Here is a 21,080-nt window from a genome sequence, read left to right as displayed (position 1 = left end):
ATTATGTAATCAGTTTACATATTTCTGAATCAGATCCCAGATATCGGAAGTCTCAAATCCAAGTTTCCATGCCGCCGTTCCTGCCAGATTATTGTCCTTCATAAGTCCGAGTTTGACTTCAAGTGAAGAAGCATCCTCCAGCCAGATCCTGTAGGTTGAATCGTTATCTCCCTGCCACTCTGCATAGTTCTGCTTCGCCGTATCATCCCATGTCACAGTTGCTCCGGCTTCGCTTACCCGCTGTGCCGCTTCTTCCATGCCAAGTGCTTCGCTGGTAACTTTCATTGAATAGCTTGCAGCCTCGGTTCCCTGATCTTCCGCACGCTCTTCGTCCGTCTTCGGTGTCTCATTCCACAGCCTTGTATAGAATGGCACTGCATTGATCACCTTATCTGCCGGTACATCCCGCAGGGTTTCTTCAATTCCCTCTTTTACATAATTGTAAGATGCCACAGAACCTGCTTCATAGGAACCGGCAAAATGTTCATCATATCCCATAATGATCACATAATCTGCCATAACCCCCTGTTCTTCTCTGTGATAATGTGTGTTATAACCCTTCGGCACATAATTATCTACAGAAAGGACCAGATTGTTCACCCGGCACAGCACAGAAAGCTCCCGGATAAACTGAATGTAATGCTCTCCGACATCCGTCGGTATCTGTTCAAAATCCACGTTGATTCCGTCAATTCCATTCTGAAGTGCTGCATTTACCAGCTGATTCTCCAGATTCTCCCTGCTTGAAGTATGACTGAGCAGCTCCATATCGTCTACATTCTGGTCAAAATTATCCACCAGCGCCCATACTTCCAGTCCACACTGATGTGCATAATCCACATAGTCTGTACTTGCAATGGAACTGATATTTCCGGAATTATCCGTTACACTGAACCATGTAGGGGAAATCGTATTGAGTCCTTTTGTAGCTGCAAGCGCATCTTCAATCCCTTCGTTGGCAGCTTCACTTGTGACCTGATGCCATACCAGATTGATCTTGTAATCTTTCTTGATTCCTGTATAATCCGGTTCCTCAAATTCTCTTGAGATTGTCTCTTTCTTGGCATCCTTCAGCTTTGACTTCTGAATATACCCGACAATTCCGGACTTTGTACAGACTTTTTTCCAGTCACTTACATCTTCAAGAACCGTAAGCTTATCTCCCTTTTTCACTTCTTCGAGCACCGGACTTTTTACACCTCCCAGAATCCTTACCTGGGAATCATCCTTAACCTTTGCCGTCTGACGCTCTCCAAACTTACTGGTGATCACGACTCTTGCCGGATCTTTATAAACTTCGTAGTCAAAATTTGCATATTTCTGCAGGAAATCCAGTGCAATATATGCTGTATCTCCTTCTGTCTTTACAATTGTATAATCCTCACTGTTCACAGTATCTGAAACAGAATAGTCCTTACTGTCTGCCGCTGCCTTTACCATATCTCTCGGCAGTGTATACAAAAGTATATGCTCATTGGAATCCCAGTAGAAACGATCGCTGATATAATCCTGTACAAAGTTATAAGACAGATATGCAGTTCCACCTTCTGTAATTGCCTGAGCATCCAGTACCTCGTTGTTGATCGTTACACCCATCTGCGACTTTGCCGTAATTCCAAAATATTTATTCAAATCATAGGTTTCTTTTGTCGGCCCATACTTTATCCAGTATATTGTTCCACCGGCAAGCCCAATGACAACTATAAAGATCACCAGCAATGCAATACACACGTTTCTGACACGGCGACGTCTTTTTCTTGCTCTTCTCCGTCTCTGATAACCTACGCCCGGATCCTCGTATCTTGCAGCAGCTTTTCTTGCTGCCGCAGCTTTGCGTCTGCGCTCTCTTTCCCTTTGCTCATTGGTCATTCTTCTTTCGTCCACATGACACCTCCTGTTTGCAGCATATTTTCACAGCTTAACTAAGCTTGTAATATGCGCATACTTTAGGTTATTATACCACATATATCTGACATTTGTACACATCTGAAAACTATTTCCATTCCCCACAGGTCATGTCCTGGCGAGGGGGCTCTGCTTTTTTCATTCCACCTGTGAATGGTCTGTTTCTATACTGTTAAAATCCAGTTCCCGGATCATTCCCTGTTCATCCAGAATATAATCCCGCATATAATTACTTTCTTCTCTTACCATATGCGCTGACACGATCTGAAGCGGACTTGCCGGAAAGCCATTCATCTGCATTCGGACACCGCTACGCTCATAATTTGTCAGTTCCGTAAATAAATCCTGATACTTTTTCTCTTGCTCGTCCATATTTCCCCCTTGAGTCAGACAGTTTTTACGGCAAAAAGCGACCATAAGGCAACACTTGTGATATATTACTTCTCCTGTGCTTTTTCCGATGACAAGAAAATGATCACTGTCCATACTTCGGTTCAATTGTTAGGTTCTGTTGATAAATCGTCTGATATGACCTGAATGTACTTGATTCTGTACGCTGTGTGCGAAATGCGTATGATAAATTCAAGATTTGTGCGATTGACTGGTCTGTCTTATTTTCCTGTAACGCCATTATAAGAAAGAGTTTATAAAAAAGCAAGCATTTTTTATTTTTTATTTTGTTTACATCGTTCCGTTTTTTGTTTATACTATTAGTAATTGTTCAGATAGATTTTTGATTGAATAGGAAGTGATACTTTATGAAGATAGAAAAGATAAATGATAATCAGATCCGCTGCACACTTACCCGTGATGATCTCGCCCAGAGACAGTTAAAGCTCAGCGAGCTTGCTTACGGCTCCGAGAAGGCAAAGTCTTTATTCCGCGAGATGATGCAGCAGGCCGCTTCTGAATTTGGATTCGAAAGCGACAATCTGCCACTGATGATCGAAGCAATCCCGACCGCCGGTGATTCTATCGTTCTGAATATAACCAAAGTTGATGATCCGGATGAACTGGATACCCGTTTTTCCAGATTCACACCTACTCCTGCGGACGAAGCTGCTGATAAGCACAAATCCGTGTTGGAACATCTGAAAAAACTTGACGGAGCCGAAGATTTTCTCGACATTCTCCGCCAGATGAAAGAGGCTGTATCCCAGCTCCCGGAGAACCCGGAAGCACTTGCCGATACTCCGGTCCAGGAACAGGCTCCTGCTTCAGAAGCCAAAGAAGCAGCTCCTGCTGAACCTTCTGTTCCACCGGTCCGGCTTTTCTCTTTCTCAAGACTTGACAGTGTGATTCATGCCAGTCATTTTTTAGCTGAGATGTATGATGGTCCGAACACACTTTACAAGGATGAAGCAGAGAACATGTACATCCTGACACTTGCACAGGGGGAGCATCCGTCTTCTGATTTTAACCGGATCTGTAATATGCTCTCCGAGTATGGTTCACCGGAACAGGGTGGTGGTATATCACTTGCATTTCTGGAAGAACACTGTGATATGATCCTTGCCAAAAACGCAATACAGACTCTGACTTCATTTAAATAATAGACAAATCCACAATTTTTAACTTGGCGAAAAAAGACGGGGACGGCAGATTAATGATCTGTCGTCCCCGTTAAATTATATCTTTTATTTATTCACGGTCTATGCTTCAGCTGCTAAGAGTGCGTTGATCTTTGCGATAAGAAGATCTGCATCAATTCCATGAACCATTGCTGCTTCTTCAAGAGACTCACCCTGTGAAGCCGGGCATCCAAGACAATGCATTCCAACTTCCATAAGAACCGGTGCTGTCTGTGGAGCTACCTGAAGCAATTCGCCAATTGTCATTGTTTTTGTTACTTCGACTGCCATCTTTCTTCCTCCTTTGCTTTTCGTATCCCTTATTATAATACCATTTATCCCAAAAAACAACCTTAATATCCGACTGTATTGCTCGGATATTAAGGTTTCTTTGCTTTTGTAAAATATTTTCCCCCGTTTTCCACAAAAAACGTATGTTTTTATGTGGACAATGTGGATAACCCACAAATATTCAGCATTTTCACATTTTTCAAATGCCTGCTTTCACTGGTGTTTCCAAGCTTTTACACGATTCTTCTTACTGAAAGAATTGTCGTATAAGTCGCCGGTGAAATCCCGATTCCCTGTTCCGGGTTCTGTGCATTGACGATCTGACCGTTCCCAATATAAATTCCGATGTGGCCATCATAACAGATCAGATCTCCCGGCATCGCCTGATCATAGCTTACCTCCACGCCTGCATTAATCTGGTCATACGTTGTCCGTGGAAGACTGATTCCAAAATGCGCAAATACTGATTGTACAAATCCGGAACAGTCTGCCCCATCTGTCAGACTTGTGCCGCCCCAGACATACGGATTCCCAATGAACTGGCATGCATAATCAACGATCGCCTGTCCATTTGACGCCGGTTGTGCGGAAACCTCGGTAGTCTCCGTCTGCTGTACATTCCCCTGGACTTCCTGCGTCATCTGCGCTTCTTCGGATTCCCTGGACACTGCATAGTTAAATGCTTCTGCTTCTTCTTTTCCTTCCTGCTGCGCTTCCGTTACCAGATTCTCCGCATACGTCTGCGCCTCTGCTCCTGTCAGTATATATTCTGTTTTTACATATCCGGTGACATCTCCCGATTCAACTGCCGTCCATTCTCCCACAGGACCTGTGATCTTCGCCGCGTATCCCGGATACAGCTTTCCGACATATTCACTTTCCTTCGTCGGTTCGCTTCTGACATACAGAAAACTTGTTACATTGGCAAATGCCATATCTAAATACTCACCCTTATTTTCCGGTACCAGATAATCCTCAGCTTTAATCTCCCTGTTCTGAGAATAAAGATCATTCAATACCGCTTCTATCCCTACGCCCGGCATCTTTGCAGCTTCTGCGGTGTCTCCATCTGCTGCCATAACCGAAATTCCCGGAGATACTGTCATCCCCAGAAAAGTAACCAGGAACAATCCTTTTTTTAGATTTGAATGCATAAATCTCCCTCCTTCATGTATTCTTATCTTTTGTAAATATTACAGAATTGTTACATTTGTTACGGTGATATTATATCAATCAAATTTCACATTGTCAAGTTTTCCTCAGTTATTTCGTAGTACACAGTTCTACACCGTTCTTTATACACTTTGTTTTTTCGTCATATTTGTTACAAATTATTACATCTCGCTTAACAGTATTTCCATTTTTTATTCTTTTATTCAATATACAATTTTTTATTGACATTATAAGAATATTATTATAATATGATTTTAGTAATTATTATTATTATCTATTTGTAGGAGGTGACATCAATGGCAAGTTTAAAATACAGCAGACAGCGTGAGGCAATTAAGGATTATCTTTCCTCTGTTACAACACATCCAACAGCAGATACTGTATATATGCATATCAAAGAAGAATTTCCAAATATCAGTCTCGGAACCGTTTACCGCAATTTAAATCTGCTTGCCGACATAGGCGAGGCAATTAAAATTACAACACCCGATGGCGGCGATCGTTTTGATGCACGTACCAATCCGCATTATCATTTCTATTGCAAGTGCTGCAAGCGAATGATTGATATGGATTTTGATCACATGGATAAGATCAACCATCTCGCATCCGAAAGTTTCGACGGTCAGATTGAATCACACACCATGCTTTTCTACGGTATCTGCGGTGATTGTTTAAGAAAATCCTGACTATGTAGTATAAATTCAGAAATTTTGAAAAAACTTATCAATTATAGTTGACAAAGAAGGATGTATATGTTATCTTAATATCAGTAACAGTTACTAATATTGCTAACTAAAAGAAATCAAATATACTATCAAAAAAAGAAAAGGAGATTATTATTATGAAGAAATTTGTTTGTACAGTATGTGGTTATGTATACGAAGGCGAAGCAGCACCGGAGAAATGTCCAGTATGTGGCGTAGGCGCTGACAAGTTCACAGAAGTAAAAGAAGGCGAAAGAGAATGGGCTGCAGAGCATGTAGTTGGAGTAGCTAAAGGCGTAAGCGAAGACATCCTTGCCGACCTCAGAGCAAACTTTGAAGGTGAATGTTCAGAAGTAGGAATGTATCTTGCAATGGCAAGAGTAGCTCACAGAGAAGGCTATCCGGAAATCGGACTTTACTGGGAAAAAGCTGCTCACGAAGAAGCAGAACACGCTGCTAAATTCGCAGAACTTCTTGGCGAAGTTGTAACAGACAGCACAAAGAAGAACCTTGAAATGAGAGTAGAAGCAGAACACGGTGCAACAGCAGGCAAATTTGACCTTGCAAAACGTGCAAAAGCTGCAAACCTCGATGCGATCCATGACACAGTTCATGAAATGGCAAGAGACGAAGCAAGACACGGAAAAGCATTCGAAGGATTACTCAAACGCTACTTTGGCTAAGCTACAAGCCGAGCAGGGATAAATAGAAGAGCCCCTGGAAGAACGAATTTATTCATTCTTCCAGGGGCTCTTCTATTTATCCCTATTAGGCGACAGCCTACAGCGAGAAGTAGCGCAGCGCATTCGAGCTGGCTCGACCTCCTATTTCTGGTTCGCCGGCTCCACAGCCACCGTCTTCCCTTTAATTTTCACATTCTTCATCGCATTCAGTACCTCACGGGCATATTCCCTCGGCACCTCAACAAATGTATACTTATCATACATATCAATCGTTCCGATCAGCTTTCCATCCATTCCGCTTTCCCCGGCGATTGCACCAAGAATATCTCCCGGACGTACTCTCTGCTTCTTTCCAATATTGATGAACAGACGTACCATTCCGTCCTCACCTGCACCGGTATCTCCAAATTCCCAGTCATTTTCCTCTGTATTTTTGTTATCCTCTGTCATTCCACAGCAGATCTTTAAAAATGCAGCCGCCATATCCATTGCTGTAAATTCAGAATTATTGACACGTTCTTCGATGGCATTGATCATCATGTCCAGATCTTCCTGCTCGATCACACGCTCCACATCATCCAGAATATTTTCCATCTTAGTATTCGCAACGTCATTCAGTGACGGAACTTTCTGTGCATAGATCTTCGTCTTGCAGTATCTCTGGATCTCTTTCAGTTTGTAAACTTCTTTTCCTGATACGAAAGAAAATGCTCTTCCTTCGCGTCCTGCGCGTCCGGTACGCCCGATACGGTGTACATAATATTCATCATCCTGCGGGAGATCATAATTAAATACTGCTTCCACTTCATCTACATCAATTCCACGGGCCGCCACATCCGTTGCTATCAGGATCTCTGTCTTACCGGTCCGAAAGCCCTGCATCACGCGGTCTCTCTGTTCCTGCTTCATATCCCCGTGAAGTCCTGCCGCAAAATATCCGCGTCCGAGAAGTGCATTTACCAGAAGATCCACCTGCTTCTTCGTATTACAGAATACAACCGAAAGCCTTGGTGAATAAATATCAAGAAGTCTGGAAAGAACTTCCTCTTTCTTCTTCGGCTTTACATCATAATAATACTGCTCAATATTCGGAACAGTCAGTTCCTTTTTTGTAACTTTGATCACTTTTGCGTTATTCTGGAATTTCTTCGTAATCTCCATGATCGGCTTCGGCATGGTTGCTGAGAAAAGCACGGTCTGGCGCTCCTCAGGAACACCACTTAATACAAATTCGATATCCTCACGGAATCCCATATTCAGCATTTCATCTGCTTCATCAAGCACAACCGTGTGTACAAAATCCAGCTTCATCGTCTTTCTGCGCATGTGGTCCATCACACGCCCTGGAGTTCCTATGACGATCTGTGTTCCACTCTTTAAGGAACGGATCTGCTTTACGATATCCTGTCCTCCGTAAATCGGCAGAACCTTAATTCCATGCATATATCTGGACAGGTTGCGGATCTCGTCTGCCACCTGGATTGCAAGCTCTCTGGTCGGGCAGAGAACGATCGCTTGCAGCTTTTTCAGCTTCGGGTCTACCTTTTCCAGAATCGGGATTCCAAATGCTGCGGTCTTACCGGTTCCGGTCTGTGCCTGCCCGATCAAATCGATCCCGCTAATCATTGCCGGAATTGCCTTTGCCTGAATCGGTGAAGCCTCCTCAAATCCCATGTATCTTACTGCTTTCTGAATCTCTTCCGAAAGTCCCATTTCTTCAAATCTAACTGTTTCCATCCATTATCCTTTCTATTAAATACATTACCAATTACAAATATGACCTTAAACTCCATCATATAAAATCTGCCAGAGCGCATTCTCGCGCCTGCGGCGGTCGCTTGCGCCAACTTCCTTATCCGTCGCAATGCACAATAAAAAACTCCTTACTTGGTGACAATACAAGTAAAGAGCATCGTAACATTCGCGTTATATTCTAACAAATAATTTTTAAAAAGTCAATTTTCACTTGCATTTTATGCATAAACGGTATAATATACTCATATACTTAATGTAGTATTGATTACTACATGTTGTAGTTTTAATTATTCATCTCTAAGGAGGGATTTGTGATGAAAAAGAAACATATTAAAGATCCAGGAAGTGCAATCACACATTTTATCGGCATGCTGATGGCAATTTTCGCCGCATTTCCACTTTTAATAAAAGCAGCCCACGAACCGAGCCGGATTTACCTGATCTCGCTTGCAATCTATGCTGTCAGCCTGATTCTTTTATACGCCGCAAGCACAACCTATCATACCTTTGATCTTTCCGAACGTGTCAACACGATCCTGAAAAAGATCGACCATATGATGATCTTCGTACTGATCGCCGGAAGCTACACACCGATCTGCCTGCTGGTACTGGAACGCAGAACCGGACTTATCATGCTCGCACTTGTATGGGGTATTGCAATCACCGGAATTATTATTAAAGGGTTCTGGGTATTCTGCCCGAAATGGGTATCCTCCGTCCTCTACATTAGTATGGGATGGATCTGTGTCCTCGCATTCAGTCAGATCCTCAACAATCTGACACGTACAGAATTCGGATGGCTTCTCGCCGGCGGAATCATTTACACAATCGGCGGTGTGATCTATGCACTGAAGCTTCCGATTTTCAACAATAAGCATAAGAATTTTGGCAGCCACGAAATCTTCCACCTCTTCGTGATGGGCGGAAGTGCATGCCACTTTGTTGTAATGTATTCTTTATTGTAAACCTTGCATCCTCGAAAAATCCAGAAATCTCGCCCCACTAAAGCTGCGAAAGTAATTTTTTATTCTGCACAAAATGCCGACAGGAGAAGCTAATCTGCTTCTCCTGTTTCATGCCTTACTGCCCCGTCTCTTTATAGTTCATCACCAGTCCAAGCTTCGCCCTCCGCGTCATATGCTTGATCGCATACTCCCGCCGCATCGCCTCTTCCTTCGTCTCAAACTGTTCCAGATATACCAGCTCTACCGGTCTCCGGGATCTGGTGTATTTTGCGCCTTTCCCGGCATTATGCGCTTCCAGACGCTTCTCAATATCATTCGTCCACCCAGTATATAATGTTTCATCCTTGCATTTTAAAATATATGTATAATTCATTGCTTCAAAGAGGGACCAAAAAGCCCCTCTTCCTTTCTTCTGCTCTTATTCTTCAGCCAGATAGTCCATCGGATTGACCGGCTGACCATCTTTTAACATCTCGAAATACAGATTGCAGCCTTCCAGACTGTAATACTTGGTCGGAATCTCCAGATATCCGATCACATTTCCCGCTTCCAGATAATCACCGACTTTCACCTGCACTTCCTTGAGCTGTCCGTACATGCACTCGTAGCCATTCCCCATATCCAGTGTCACCGTGATTCCCGTCTGCGCAAAGGTATCAATGGATTTGACAATACCTGGTGCTGCTGCGATCACGTTATCGTTCACCGCACCGGATATGATCATCGCCGGATTATATCGGTACTGGTCCAATGTAGAAAAATATACGGTTTTATCCATACTGTAGCTCATCAGCACATTGCCGTCCACCGGCCACAGAAGCTGGCTGTCCTCCCCGAAATTCAGGTTCATTGCCGTTCCTGCGGTCTGCGTGCTGTCCGTCTCCCATGTATCCATCCGGTTCTCTGTACTTCCATCTGCTGCCGTATTTTCAGCCTGGCTGTCCTCTTTTGTCACAGGTTCTTCATCTTCCAGCGCTTTCTTTGCAATACTGCTTGTCTCTTCCGTATTTCTTTTGATTTCTTCCTCTTTCGCCTGCTGTTCTTCCTCGATCTTTGCCTGCTCATCCTTCACATTTGCCCGGTAATTTCTCCATGTATAGGCTCCTGTAAGCACAATAGCAGCGGCAAAGCAAACCGCAAGACCGATCGACGCTCTTTTTCTCCTCTTATTAGAGGACTGCTGCTTTTTATTCATATTTTATCACCTCTGACAATATTTTTGCCAGAAAATGACCAACTTATTCTCCCTTTTCGTTTTTTTCGATCACAATATCCGTGACCTCTTCCAGACTGACATCAGTGAAAAAATATTGCAGGATTTCTTCACAGGTTTTCCCTTCCTCTGCCATCTTCTCTGCCGTGTACTGGCTCATCCCAAGACCGTGCCCGATTCCCTTCGCCGTAACCCTTGTCTGCCCGTCATAATCCTGAAGCGCAAAACATGACGAGGCAAGATGGTAGGTTCTCCGGAATTCTTCACCATTTACTGTTTCACTGCCACAACGGACTGCTGTCACATACCCGGCACTGTCTGTTCCTGTCACTTCCATGTCGCTTCCCTGGATCATGGACACGGTCATCTCCTCTTTTGCCTCCACATCTTCGGGACATTCCCTGCTCTGAAGATACGGATACTCTTCCGAACCAAACACTTCATTTCCAGACCTTGTTTTTCCGTTGCTTAACCGGTGATACGGGGTCAGAATCAGCTTTCCGTCATACATCAGAACCTGTCCCCTCGTCTCATCCCACGCAGCTTTCATCTTCTCATAATATTCTCCATAATGATCTGCTCCCCAGTTGCTCTCCATCTGCTGCCTGGTCCAGTATTCCTTCGTCAGGACAGTGCTGGTGCCCTCATCCTGGATGCTTTTGTAAATGCTGGTCCGGATCAACACTGCCTGTGCCTTTAACGCTTCCTCCTCCGCATCTCCCTCAATTTCTTTAGCCAGAATCCCGATCCCATATTCATCCAGTGAAATTTTTCTGTTCTTTTCGTCACTTTTTACGGTCACATACGGGCTCGTCCCATTGTCCTGCGCCAAACTGCTTCTGCCATTCAGCAGAATCGTAACCACATACGGAAGTAATATAAGAATGGCAGCAAAATAGCCTGCCTGTCTGAAGTATTTTCGCATAATAAAACCTCCCATACCACTGTATGAGAGGTTTTGACTGATTATGCTTCTGGTTTAACTGTAACATAATCCAGTTTCCAGATATTATCAACATATTCCTGAATGGTTCTGTCTGAAGTAAATTTACCACAACTTGCTGTATTCAGAAGTGCCATCTTAGCCCAACGATCCGGATCTTTGTAAGCTTCTTCCACTTTCTTCTGTGCTTCTGCATAAGAGCGGAAGTCTTTCAGGATAAAGTATCTGTCCGGTCTGTCTCCCCCCTGTGTGTTCAGAAGTGAATTATACAGGTCGCGGAACATCTCATGGTCACCATGTGAATAAGTTCCATCCATCAACTGGTCAACGACTCTCTTAATATCCCAGTCATTGAAGTAGATCTCCTGCGGGTTATATCCGCCATTATTCTCATAGTTGATAACTTCGTCAGAACTGAGGCCGAAAATAAATGCATTTTCAATTCCAACTTCTTCTACGATCTCTACATTGGCTCCATCCATAGTTCCAAGTGTCGGTGCACCGTTCAGCATGAACTTCATGTTACCTGTTCCGGAAGCTTCTTTGGAAGCGGTAGAAATCTGTTCGCTGACATCTGCTGCCGCGAAGATCCATTCTGCGTTGGATACGCGGTAATCTTCGATAAATACGACTTTCAGCTTTCCATTGATGCTCAGGTCATTATTTACCACATCTGCTACAGAGTTGATCAGTTTGATGATCTCTTTTGCACGGACATATCCTGCGGAAGCTTTTGCACCAAAGATAAATGTTCTCGGATAGAAGGACATCTCCGGATGTTCTTTGATCTGGTTGTACAGATACATTACATGCAGAATATTAAGAAGCTGTCTCTTATATTCATGAAGACGCTTAACCTGTACATCATAAATAGATCTCGGATCGATCTCTACTCCATTGTGTTCCAGAATATATTTTGCAAGACGTTCTTTGTTCTTGTATTTGATATCCATAAATTCTGCTCTTGCCTTCGGATCATCTGCAAGCGGTTTTAATTTTGACATCTGGGACAGATCTGTGATCCAGCCGTCTCCGATGTGGTCTGTTACCCAGTCTGCAAGCAGCGGGTTTCCATGAAGAAGGAATCTTCTCTGTGTGATACCATTGGTCTTGTTGTTGAATTTCTCCGGCATCATTTCGTAGAAATCTTTTAATTCCTGATGTTTCAGAATCTCTGTATGAAGTCTTGCAACACCATTTACGGAGTAGCCTGCAATAATAGCCATATGTGCCATTCTTACCTGACCGTCCATCAGGATAGCCATCTTACGGACTTTATCTTCATTGCCCGGATACATACGGCGAACCTGTTCTACAAAACGGCGGTTAATTTCCTGTACGATCTGGTATACACGCGGAAGCAGTCTTGAGAATAGATCGATCGGCCATTTTTCAAGTGCTTCTGACATGATCGTATGGTTGGTGTAAGCAACCGTCTTTGTTGTTACTTCCCATGCTTCATCCCATCCAAGACCTTCCTGGTCAATGAGCAGACGCATCAACTCTGCAACTGCTACAGTCGGGTGAGTATCGTTCATCTGGATCGTAACTTTTTCATACAGTTTGCGCACATCTTTGTGTTTCTTTTTATATTTATCAAGCATAACCTGAAGACTGGCAGATACAAAGAAATACTGCTGTTTCAGACGAAGCTCTTTTCCTGCATAGTGGTTGTCATTTGGATAAAGAACCTCGACGATCGTTTTTGCAAGGTTTTCCTGCTCGATCGCTTTATGGTATTCTCCTCTGTCAAATGCATCCAGTTTAAAGTCTGTGATTGCCTGTGCATCCCAGATACGCAGTGTATTGACTACGTGGTTGCCATATCCTACGATCGGCATATCATATGGAATAGCAAGTACGGATTCATAATTTTCCTGGATGAAATCTTCTTTCTTGGTCTGTTCATTATACTGTACACGAATGGTACCACCAAAACGGACTTCCTTTGCATACTCGTCACGACGGATTTCAAACGGATTGCCATCTTTGAGCCAGTTATCCGGTACTTCTACCTGATAGCCATCTTTGATCTTCTGTTTGAACATACCGTAGCGGTAACGGATTCCACAGCCGTAAGCTGCGTATCCAAGAGATGCAAGTGAATCCAGGAAGCAAGCTGCAAGACGTCCAAGACCACCATTACCAAGTGCCGCATCCGGTTCCTGATCTTCTACCACATTCAGATCAATGCCCATCTCATCAAGGGCTTCTTTTACTTCTTTATATGCAGTCATGTTGATCAGGTTGTTGCCAAGTGCACGTCCCATAAGAAATTCCATTGACATATAATATACGGTCTTTGGATCTTCTTTTTCGTATGTTTTCTGTGTCGCAAGCCAGTCATCTACAATTGCTTCTTTTACTGCATAAGATACTGCCTGGAAAATCTGCTGCGGAGTTGCTTCTTCAATCTCTTTACGATACAGTGTCCGCACATTTTCTTTCACATCATTTTTAAAAGTTTCTTTTTCAAATCTTTTACTGTACATGCCTATATTCCCTTCTCATTTTTGCGCAGCGGCAGGGATTATTCTCCCTGCTTTTCTACGCCCATATTTACAGCTTCACCGTTGATCTTCCAGTCTTTCACATAGCCTGCAGGTTCAGCCTTTTCAACTGCTACCGCAAGTGTCTCCTGTCCGATCTGCTCTGCATACTCTGCAAATACTTTTTCTGCCTTTTCGCTTCCGTCGTAAGTTACCTTGATCTTATCCATAACTTCAAATCCGGCTTCCTTACGCATAGTCTGGATCTTGCTGATGATCTCACGTACAAATCCTTCTGTCAGAAGTTCTTCTGTCAGGTTTGTATCCAGTACAACGGTGATACCATAGTCACTCTCAGATACATATCCTTCCATCTGTGCCATGTCGATCAGAAGGTCTTCTTTTGCAAGTTCAATTTCCTGTCCATTTACCTGAAGCTTCAGAACACCTGTCGCATTCAGTTCGTCCATAGCAGCATTTCCGTCCAAATTGCTGAGTTCATTCTTGATTCCACCTAACAATTTACCATATTTTGGTCCAACTGTCTTTAATTGTGGTTTAAATGTATAAGAAGTAAATGCACGAACATCATCTGTAAGTTCGATTTCTTTTACATTCAGCTCATCTGTCACGATATCCTGATAGAACTCCGGCAGATTAGAAGCACCTTTTACGAACATCTTTCCGATCGGCTGACGGTTCTTGATGTTGGCTGTATTACGGCATGCACGTCCCATTACAACGATCTTCAGGACTTCATCCATGTTCTCTTCCAGAGTCTTATCGATATAAGCTTCATTTGCAACCGGATAATCACAAAGGTGGATACTTTCCGGAGCACTTTCATCTACGCTTCTTACCAGGTTCTGGTAAATTTCTTCTGTCATGAACGGAATCATAGGTGCTGCAACCTTTGATACAGTAACGAGTGCTGTATAAAGAGTCATGTAAGCATTGATCTTATCCTGTTCCATTCCTTTTGCCCAGAAACGTTCGCGGCTTCGTCTTACATACCAGTTACTCATATCATCTACGAAGTCCTGAAGTGCTCTTGCAGCTTCCGGAATCCGGTAATTTGCAAGATGATTATCTACTGTCTTGATCAGTGTATTCAGTTTTGATAAGAGCCATTTATCCATTACAGATAATTTGTCATATTCAAGTGCATATTTTGTTGCATCAAAATCATCAATATTGGCATACAATACGAAGAATGCATAGGTGTTCCAGAGTGTTCCCATGAACTTTCTCTGTCCTTCCATAACCGCTTTTCCATGAAAACGGTTCGGCAGCCACGGTGCACTGTTTACATAGAAATACCAGCGGATCGCATCTGCACCGTATGTCTCCAGAGCATCAAACGGATCAACCGCATTTCCTTTGGATTTACTCATCTTCTGACCATTTTCATCCTGTACATGTCCGAGAACGATTACGTTCTGGTATGGTGCTTTGTTGAAGATCAGGGTTGAAATTGCCAGCAGAGAATAGAACCATCCTCTTGTCTGGTCAACGGCTTCAGAAATGAACTGAGCCGGGAACTGCTGTTCAAATACTTCTTTATTTTCAAATGGATAGTGATGCTGTGCAAACGGCATGGATCCGCTGTCGAACCAGCAGTCGATAACTTCCGGTACACGGTGCATCTGTTTTCCACACTTCGGACACTTGATTGTTACATCATCAATATATGGACGGTGAAGCTCGATATCATCCGGGCAGTTGTCTGACATGGATTTCAGTTCTTCAATGCTTCCGATCGAGTGCTGGCATCCGCATTCGCATTCCCAGATATTCAGTGGAGTTCCCCAGTAACGGTTACGGCTGATACCCCAGTCCTGAACATTTTCAAGCCAGTCACCAAAACGGCCTTTACCAATGCTTTCCGGGATCCAGTTGATAGTATTGTTATTTGCGATCAGGTCATCTTTAACTTCTGTCATCTTGATGAACCATGATTCTCTTGCATAGTAGATCAGTGGAGTATCACATCTCCAGCAGTGTGGATAACTGTGTTCAAACTTCGGAGCATCGAAGAGCAGTCCACGAGCATCCAGATCTTTAAGTACTTCCGGATCTGCTTTCTTTACGAAAAGTCCTGCAAATGGAGTTGTTTCGCCCATATCCCCTTTCTCGTCAACGAGCTGTACGAATGGAAGGTCATATTTGCGTCCTACTTTCGCATCATCTTCACCAAATGCTGGTGCCAGATGAACAACACCAGTACCATCTGTCAGAGTTACATAATCATCACAGGTAACAAAGAATGCTTTCTTTTTCTGTTTTGCTGCGCAGTCATATGCACACTGGTAAAGCGGTTCATATTCTTTGTATTCCAGATCTTTTCCTTTGTAAGTTTCCAGAACTTCGTATGCCGGTTTGTCTTCTTCTGCAAATTTCCCAAGAATGGTGTCAAGCAGAGCGCATGCCATATAATAAGTATATCCGTCTGCACATTTTACTTTGGCGTAATCTTCTTCCGGGTTTACGCAGAGTGCGATATTAGACGGAAGAGTCCAAGGTGTGGTTGTCCATGCAAGGATGTATGCATCTTCGTCTTTCACTTTGAAACGAACGATAGCAGAACGTTCTTTGACGTCCTTATATCCCTGTGCAACTTCCTGTGCTGAAAGTGGTGTTCCACAACGTGGACAATACGGAACGATCTTAAATCCTTTGTAAAGGAGTCCCTTATCCCAGATTTTCTTCAGAGCCCACCATTCAGACTCGATAAAGTTATTATCATAAGTAACATATGGATTTTCCATATCTGCCCAGAAACCTACTGTAGAAGAGAAATCTTCCCACATTCCTTTGTATTTCCAGACACTTTCTTTACATTTATTGATAAATGGTTCTACACCATATTTTTCAATCTGATCTTTTCCATCAAGGCCGAGCAGCTTTTCTACTTCCAGCTCTACCGGCAGTCCGTGAGTATCCCATCCTGCCTTACGCGGAACCATGTAGCCCTTCATTGTACGGTATCTCGGGATCATATCTTTGATTACACGGGTAAGAACGTGTCCGATATGCGGTTTTCCATTTGCTGTCGGAGGTCCATCGTAGAAAGTATAAGTTTCTCCTTCTTTACGGTTCTCCATACTTTTCTTGAAAATATCTTCTTCATTCCAGAATTTTTCAACTTCTTTTTCTCTGTCTACAAACTTCAGGTCTGTATCCACTTTTTTGTACTTAGCCATGATAAGCTCCTTTCTGAATCAATGACTTTGTATGCATTTTTGGGTATATAGAAAAATGTGCCCCGGCACGTAGTGCCCTTAATTTTGCAGGAAGTATTTGGAATTTCCTGTAAAATTAAAAAAGACTTTCACCCGTAAAAGGACGAAAGTCTGTACATCGTTAACCACCTGTTACTGCATACCAGCATATGAGTTTCCTGTAACGGGGGAAATAACCGTCAGAACTTACTCGCCAGATTACTTTCAGTTACTGCAACTCGGAAGTGATGTTCAGATCTACCCTACTTGTACCGGTCTTCCACCATCTCCGGTTCGCTTTACCTTTCAAATAAACCTTACTGTCTTCGTCAATGTCTTTTGATCTTTTTTCACCATTTCTAGGTTATTATAATAAAGAACCCCTTGCTTCGTCAAGGGGTTCTGCGGGATTTCGTGATTCTTTCCTTATATTTAGCTGACCAGACGTTAATCTTTGTCAACTTCTCTTCTGCGCTTTCTGTTTGTTTCCACTTTCTTCTTTCTCAAATGTTTCAGAACAGCCCTCCATACAATAATAAGAATGAGTACTGCTGCAATCACACAGATTACAAGGATTACCTCTCGTGGTATTGTACTCTGAGCCTGCTTTTGTGTTTCACTGTCTGACTTATCGCCGGACACCTGTGCTTCATTTTCTGTGTTATCCTTCTGCAGATATTCATCACTTAATGTCACAGCTGCTTTTCCGACCGGGTTGCCCTGATAAGTATAAGTTACTGTTCCGGTGCTGCTGTTCGTGTCATCCTGCGTAATTTCGTAATCCAGGCTTTGGAAATTTACATTTTCCGGAAGTACAACATATGCATTCGGATCAATTTCTTTAAAATCTGCGGAGTCTTCATAATCCGCAATCGTATATTTTGCGAAATTATTAAATCCATACTCCAGTAAATTGACGGAGTCTGGGTATACATTTTTCCCATGTGTCTTCAAGACAACACTGATCAGCTCCAGATTATCATCCGCTGCACAGGATACCAGTGTGTTGAGTGCTTCATCCGTATAACCGGTTTTTCCGGCTATTGTCTTTGGATAATAATAGTCGTTTCCCTCGTAAAACATCAGATCACTCTGCTGAAAGGTTCTCGCCTGATTTACCAGATTGGTTGCACCGATCGTATACTGCTGTGTCTGGGCAATCGTCTTGAATTCTTCATGATTTTCAAGCAGTTCCTGTGTAATAAGTGCCATATCACGTGCCGTCGTATAATGGTTCTGCGCATTCAGTCCATTCGGATTTTCAAAATCAGAATTTACTGCTCCCAGCTCTTTTGCGCGTTCATTCATCTTTGCAATAAAGCCATCATATCCTAAACCACCCACATTTTCAGCAATCGCATAAGCAACTTCATTTGCAGATGCCATCAGAAGTGCGTGAAGCGCATCATTTAAAGAAATTTCCTCCCCCGCGATCATTCCGATATAAGCATCCCCCTCTGCTACACAATCCACACTATTCTGTGTAATCGTGATCTTGTCATCAAGATTGCCGTTTTCCAATGCGACAAGTGCCGTTAAAATCTTTGTAATACTGGCAGGATAAGCCTTTCCGTCAATGTTTTTCGCATAAAGGATTGCACCGCTTTTTGCCTCCATGACAATCCCAGCCTCTCCGTAAGTAGCCGGTCCTTCCGGCCAGTTCTCCAGCTCATTGCTGGCAATCTTCATATCATATGCCTGCTGTGTTACTTCATCGATTTTCTGCTGCTGCAGGGCTTTAATTTCTTCTTGATTTTTTCCGGAAGTTTCTTCCTCTGTCAGATTATAATTGCTGACCGTTGTATCAATTGGTTCATTTGCTGACGTATCTTCTGCAAATGCGGTCATTCCAAGACTTCCAACCATCACTGCCACCAGCGATGCACTTAAAATTTTCTTCCATCTCCTCACGGATCTTCTCCTCCAAATTCTTTAATCTTATCCGATAAATCCCCGATATCTGTTCAGGCATGCGTAAATATCCTGTTTACGGACCTGTGCCATTGATACAGAAAGATAACTTCCTTTGCAAAGGGATGCCAGACCTTGCTTCTTAATCTGACTCCAGAGCTTTTCCACGCAAAGATCAACATCCTGTTCCTTCCGTTCCATTTCTTCCAGCAGATTCTTCAGGCAGTACGCTAATGCCGTTGTCTGTTCTGCATCCAGGATTTGTTCTACATATTTCAGATCCACATTTTCTCTTCCAATAGAAAATGAATCTTTACCAAACTGTTTTATCTTCACCTGATCTCTCTTCTTTTCCATTTTTCCGGCCTTTAAGCTTCTGTGATGATCTTTATCAAATAAGACAGCTACATCAACCGGAACCTTTTTCTCTCCGGTCTCACTTTTTTCACCAATCACCGTTTTCACTTTTTCTGTGATATCGTACGTTCGGTAATTATCCATCTGCAGCACATGATCAGCAATGTAAAAATAAGATCCAGAACTTCCGGCCACCAGAATAATAGAAATTCCCTGCTTTTGATACAGGTTACCTGCCTGAAGAGTAAATGGTGTGATTGGTTCCTGTTCACCTGATACGACAGCCTGCATCAGCTCATCCCTGACCATAAAGTTCGTCGCACAGGTGTCTTCATCGATCAAAAGACATTTTGCACCTGACTGTACCGCTTCTACCACATTTGCAGCCTGCGAAGTCGAACCACTGGCATCCTCTGTGGAAAAATTTACTGTATCTTTCTTATTCGGCAGATCATTGATAAACGGTGAAATATTGATATGGGATACACATCTTCCATCCTCGGCCCGGATCTTCATCGCAGTATCCGAAGTAATCACGTATTCTCTTCCATCTCCGGCAACGTGATTGTAAATTCCCTGCTCGAGTGCCTTCAGAAGTGTTGATTTTCCATGATATCCTCCACCCACGATCAAAGTAATTCCTTCCGGGATTCCCATTCCTTTTATTTTACCCCGGTGTGGAAGTTCCATCTCTACTTCCATTCTTTCCGGTGCTTCAAAAGCAATTGCACCTTTCATAGGCTTCTGTGATACACCGCTTTCTCTTGGCAGTATAGAACCATTTGCCACAAATGCAATAAGTCTCCGCTTTGTCAGTTCTCTTCTTATATAATGTTGATCTTCCGCAAGTTCTATACACTTTTTCACTTCCTGCTGATTCAGGTTCTTATAATATAAAGATCTGTCAGCTATTTCCGGAAGATACTCAAACAAAATCTTCCTCAGTTCAAATGCATTGATCGTCCGTCCATTTGCCGGAAATCCAACTTCAAACCGTACCAGAAGATCTCCATCCTTAATTTCAAATGCAGTCCTGTCCAGAACCTCCTGTCCACAACGGCTTATCCCAATCAATCCACTTTTCCCGGAACCCTTTGCCTGGAAAATAAATTTGGAAACAGCTTTTCCGAATTGTCTTGTCAGATAATCCTGAAGCGCAATTCTTCTGTGTTCTTCTTTATAATATTCTTCTGGAAATCTCGCCTGGATTTTCTTCACCTGAATACTCAGCTTTGACGGAGAAGCAAATGGATCTCCTTGTACATGATCAATATTGAGCTGGTATCCCTGAAACTGATAGCTTCCTCTCAAATCTTTGTAAGCTGGATAGCTTCTTCGATTGATACTCATCAAATTTTTTTCTAATTCTGCTGCTGATTTCATATCCTGCTCCCTCTTATCAAATTCTATGATGTTGGGGTCAAGAGGTCAAAAATCCTCTTGCAGGCAAGCTTGCATCGGCTTTCTGACCTTTTGACCCTGGTATCATTCTATTTTACTAGCAAAAATTTACTTGGTACATATTAAATTTTCTATAAAACGAAAAAAGATGTAAACCCAATTTATACAGGATTTACATCTTCTAAATCATGAAGCATCGGGGATTCGAACCCCGGACAACTTGATTAAAAGTCAAGTGCTCTACCACCTGAGCTAATGCTCCATCTGTTATACAGCTTGCCTTCTTTCGAAGACAGTGCCCAGAACCGGAATCGAACCAGTGACACGAGGATTTTCAGTCCTCTGCTCTACCGACTGAGCTATCTGGGCATACACACTAATGTGTGAGTTGCGGGAGCAGGATTTGAACCTACGACCTTCGGGTTATGAGCCCGACGAGCTACCAGACTGCTCCATCCCGCGATGATATCTCATTATAGCACATTTTTTTTAAATATG

At 42.9% G+C, this 21,080-nt stretch carries 16 protein-coding genes and 3 tRNA genes; 4 read left to right on the top strand and 15 right to left on the bottom strand.

The features are described from left to right. Positions 1–9 precede the first annotated feature (9 nt). Positions 10–1,869 carry a glycosyl hydrolase family 18 protein gene (locus PGU50_RS05975; RefSeq protein ID WP_270246491.1) on the bottom strand — a complete coding sequence of 620 codons (1,860 nt, stop codon included), beginning with the start codon at positions 1,867–1,869 and terminating at the stop codon, positions 10–12. Between the two features lie 174 nt (positions 1,870–2,043). Further along, entirely contained in the window at positions 2,044–2,277 is a 234-nt protein-coding gene (locus tag PGU50_RS05970) for a hypothetical protein (RefSeq protein ID WP_022220330.1), read from the bottom strand. Positions 2,278–2,663: 386 nt separating this feature from the next. Here PGU50_RS05970 and PGU50_RS05965 point away from each other — a divergent pair, with 386 nt between their 5' ends. Further along, positions 2,664–3,458, top strand: a complete 795-nt coding sequence (locus tag PGU50_RS05965; RefSeq protein ID WP_008375545.1) for an adaptor protein MecA — start codon at positions 2,664–2,666, stop codon at positions 3,456–3,458. 99 nt (positions 3,459–3,557) lie between these two features. On the opposite strand, the gene PGU50_RS05960 is transcribed toward PGU50_RS05965, so the two are convergent. Together PGU50_RS05960 and PGU50_RS05955 are read right to left on the bottom strand one after the other, a co-directional pair. Then, positions 3,558–3,767 carry a DUF1858 domain-containing protein gene (locus PGU50_RS05960; protein WP_022220329.1) on the bottom strand — a complete coding sequence of 70 codons (210 nt, stop codon included), beginning with the start codon at positions 3,765–3,767 and terminating at the stop codon, positions 3,558–3,560. 233 nt (positions 3,768–4,000) lie between these two features. After that, a complete protein-coding gene (locus PGU50_RS05955) occupies positions 4,001–4,921 on the bottom strand; it encodes a C40 family peptidase (protein ID WP_270203219.1) in 921 nt (306 codons plus the stop codon). A gap of 315 nt (positions 4,922–5,236) precedes the next feature. Here PGU50_RS05955 and PGU50_RS05950 point away from each other — a divergent pair, with 315 nt between their 5' ends. Then, on the top strand, positions 5,237–5,626 hold the full coding sequence (locus tag PGU50_RS05950) for a Fur family transcriptional regulator (RefSeq protein ID WP_117559496.1): 390 nt from the start codon (positions 5,237–5,239) through the stop codon (positions 5,624–5,626). A gap of 155 nt (positions 5,627–5,781) precedes the next feature. Beyond that, a complete protein-coding gene (locus tag PGU50_RS05945; RefSeq protein WP_008375550.1) occupies positions 5,782–6,327 on the top strand; it encodes an NADH peroxidase in 546 nt (181 codons plus the stop codon). Positions 6,328–6,468: 141 nt separating this feature from the next. Here the strand turns inward: PGU50_RS05945 and PGU50_RS05940 are convergent, their stop codons facing one another. Further along, on the bottom strand, positions 6,469–8,064 hold the full coding sequence (locus PGU50_RS05940) for a DEAD/DEAH box helicase (protein WP_270246425.1): 1,596 nt from the start codon (positions 8,062–8,064) through the stop codon (positions 6,469–6,471). A gap of 332 nt (positions 8,065–8,396) precedes the next feature. Here PGU50_RS05940 and trhA point away from each other — a divergent pair, with 332 nt between their 5' ends. Then, positions 8,397–9,047 (top strand): PAQR family membrane homeostasis protein TrhA, encoded by a 651-nt coding sequence (trhA, locus tag PGU50_RS05935; protein ID WP_117835332.1) that lies wholly within the window; start codon positions 8,397–8,399, stop codon positions 9,045–9,047. A 115-nt stretch (positions 9,048–9,162) separates the two neighbouring features. On the opposite strand, the gene PGU50_RS05930 is transcribed toward trhA, so the two are convergent. From PGU50_RS05930 to PGU50_RS05885, 10 genes are all read right to left on the bottom strand, one after another. Next, a complete protein-coding gene (locus PGU50_RS05930) occupies positions 9,163–9,420 on the bottom strand; it encodes a GIY-YIG nuclease family protein (protein WP_173689179.1) in 258 nt (85 codons plus the stop codon). 45 nt (positions 9,421–9,465) lie between these two features. Then, complete coding sequence (locus PGU50_RS05925) at positions 9,466–10,242, bottom strand: M23 family metallopeptidase (RefSeq protein ID WP_270246423.1); 777 nt, start codon at positions 10,240–10,242, stop codon at positions 9,466–9,468. A gap of 43 nt (positions 10,243–10,285) precedes the next feature. Then, the gene (locus PGU50_RS05920; RefSeq protein WP_118219794.1) at positions 10,286–11,185 is read right to left on the bottom strand and encodes a SpoIID/LytB domain-containing protein; all 900 of its coding nucleotides are present in this window, start codon (positions 11,183–11,185) and stop codon (positions 10,286–10,288) included. Between the two features lie 41 nt (positions 11,186–11,226). Beyond that, positions 11,227–13,695, bottom strand: coding sequence for a glycogen/starch/alpha-glucan phosphorylase (locus tag PGU50_RS05915; protein WP_008375560.1), 2,469 nt, complete (start codon positions 13,693–13,695; stop codon positions 11,227–11,229). 38 nt (positions 13,696–13,733) lie between these two features. Then, positions 13,734–16,895 (bottom strand): isoleucine--tRNA ligase, encoded by a 3,162-nt coding sequence (gene ileS, locus PGU50_RS05910; RefSeq protein WP_117824583.1) that lies wholly within the window; start codon positions 16,893–16,895, stop codon positions 13,734–13,736. Between the two features lie 465 nt (positions 16,896–17,360). Beyond that, on the bottom strand, positions 17,361–18,824 hold the full coding sequence (locus PGU50_RS05905; protein ID WP_195255469.1) for a D-alanyl-D-alanine carboxypeptidase family protein: 1,464 nt from the start codon (positions 18,822–18,824) through the stop codon (positions 17,361–17,363). Between the two features lie 27 nt (positions 18,825–18,851). Continuing rightward, complete coding sequence (locus tag PGU50_RS05900) at positions 18,852–20,564, bottom strand: ABC-ATPase domain-containing protein (protein WP_270246422.1); 1,713 nt, start codon at positions 20,562–20,564, stop codon at positions 18,852–18,854. Between the two features lie 207 nt (positions 20,565–20,771). Next, positions 20,772–20,844 (bottom strand) — tRNA-Lys (locus PGU50_RS05895). 34 nt (positions 20,845–20,878) lie between these two features. Next, positions 20,879–20,951, bottom strand: a tRNA-Phe gene (locus PGU50_RS05890). A 19-nt stretch (positions 20,952–20,970) separates the two neighbouring features. After that, positions 20,971–21,044: transfer RNA gene (locus PGU50_RS05885), tRNA-Met, on the bottom strand. Between the last annotated feature and the right edge of the window lie 36 nt (positions 21,045–21,080).

Source organism: Coprococcus sp. AM11-30B (assembly GCF_027674365.1).
Classification (GTDB): domain Bacteria; phylum Bacillota; class Clostridia; order Lachnospirales; family Lachnospiraceae; genus Allocoprococcus; species Allocoprococcus comes.
This window is presented reverse-complemented; position numbering and strand designations above follow the sequence as displayed.